The 1,341-nt window shown below is 55.8% G+C and carries 1 protein-coding gene and 1 pseudogene; one reads left to right on the top strand and one right to left on the bottom strand.

Annotated elements, in window-relative coordinates; genetic code table 11:
* Positions 1-436: DDE-type integrase/transposase/recombinase (locus BQ7486_RS00635; protein ID WP_204206968.1), on the top strand; the 436-nt coding region annotated here is incomplete at its 5' end.
* Positions 437-552: 116 nt separating this feature from the next.
* Here BQ7486_RS00635 and BQ7486_RS00630 read toward each other — a convergent pair.
* Positions 553-924: pseudogene (locus tag BQ7486_RS00630) on the bottom strand (integrase core domain-containing protein); the annotation flags it as partial.
* Positions 925-1,341 lie beyond the last annotated feature (417 nt).

Genomic DNA, 1,341 nt, shown 5'->3' with positions numbered 1-1,341 from the left:
CTTCAGGGCACGGGGATTGAACGCACGCCGTGCGCCTACCCGGGAAGCCCGCCGGCGCAGCAAGCCGACTGCCTACAGCGCACAGAAGCCAAACGAGGTGTGGACCTGGGACATCACCTATCTGCGCTCGAGCAAGTACACGGGCAGGTTCTACTACGCGTATGTCATTGTCGACGTCTACAGCCGCATGGTTGTGAGCGCCAGGGTATTCGAGGCTGATAATGCCGACTTCGCCGCGCGCTTTCTCGGGGAGGCCTTCAGGCGATACGGAATCAAGCCCGGACAGCTTGTCGTGCACTCAGACAATGGTGCGAGCATGAACGGTATTTGTCAAGATACTTCAAAAAAATTGGTTAGGAGTCTTTTTATCCCTGAAGAACCTCAGCAGGGGCTTTGCCCCTACGCTTCGCTACCCCAGGATATTTTTTTAACATGAATAGGAGGTTCCTTGTCCTATGTTTCGTGTACTATGCCCGTGCGGTACAGGGAGGGATCCCGATGACCGCTAACGTGAATAGGAATGGCTCTGTGCGCTTGCGCGGGGCCATTTCTCTAAGTGGCTGAATCCGTTGCCAACACCTGCCTATCAGGATTCAACCACTGACTGCCTGCGGGCTCATAGTTCCTCATCCGGCCACAAATCCATCGTTCCGGGTGTTGTTGCCGAGCCTTTGCCATCACTTGACGGCGTGTTTTGCAGATAGCCGCATCCGCGCCACTGAAGCGCGCCAAAGGCGTTACGTTGTTGATGCCGCTGTGCACCCATTGTTCGTTGTACTTCCGTGCAAAATCCGCCAAAACTCCCTGGCATTCTTCAAGGCTGTGGTAGTTGCGTTTGCCCATATGCCCCGTGTATTTCATAGTCTTGAACAGTGACTCGCTGTAGGGGTTGTCGTTGCTTACCCGTGGGCGACTGTGAGAAAACTCAACACCGCGTACAGCCGGTGAATGTCAAGTGAGCTTTCGCCGATTTTGTTCTTAAAAAGTAGGTTGTAGTCTGAGCTCAGTGAGGGCTTTGCCCTCTCCGCCTTCGGCGGATTCACCCAGAGTTTTTTGGCCCGTAGAAAACCTTTGATGCAACTGTGCAGCACCGTTCGCGCGGAGAGGTCGGCAGGCCGGTAGAATGAGCCTCCTCAGGCAGGAGGAGTCCGAGCCTGAGGCCCGCGGAAAACCGCCGAACGCCTTGTTGCAGCAGCTGCGGGGCGTTTGTTCAAGCTGCCTTGGCATGCTTTTCCTCCAACTGCCCATTTTCGGGGTTAAGCCACACCTCTTTGATCGGCGTACAGTTCAGCACTCTCCCGGTGATCCAGCGCTCCGGATGGCGTCTGCGAGCCTCCAGCA

Origin of the sequence: Duodenibacillus massiliensis (assembly GCF_900128485.1) — a bacterium.
Taxonomy (GTDB): domain Bacteria; phylum Pseudomonadota; class Gammaproteobacteria; order Burkholderiales; family Burkholderiaceae_F; genus Duodenibacillus; species Duodenibacillus massiliensis.
Note: the sequence above shows the minus strand (reverse complement) of the source record. Positions and strands in the feature narration are given on the sequence as shown.